This is a genomic window from Rhizobium sp. SVR5-2C (assembly GCF_056755115.1).
In genome coordinates, this window is record NZ_JBNDHT010000530.1 from 1 (window position 1) to 244 (window position 244).

Below are 244 nucleotides of genomic sequence, written 5' to 3' on the forward strand. Positions count from 1 at the left end.
CCCAGATCCCGCGCAGCATCGAGGGCCACGGCTTGGTGAGCACGAGGTAGCCGACCTGCTCGGGCGTGGTGAACGGCCGGCCCTCGTCGTCGAGGATCTCGGCGCTGACGCCCGGGATCGGCTTCTGTGCTGAGCCCGGCTCCAGCGTCGTGACACCGGGCAGTGGGCTGATCATGATCGCGCCCGTCTCGGTCTGCCACCACGTGTCGACGATCGGGGCGCGGCCCCCGCCGATGTGCTTGTG

At 70.5% G+C, this 244-nt stretch carries 1 protein-coding gene; it reads right to left on the bottom strand.

Features of this window, described 5'->3' with window-relative positions; genetic code table 11:
• Window positions 1-244, bottom strand: a 244-nt coding sequence (locus ACPYOI_RS36790; protein ID WP_481424273.1) for an AMP-binding protein, incomplete at both ends; no start/stop codon positions are given.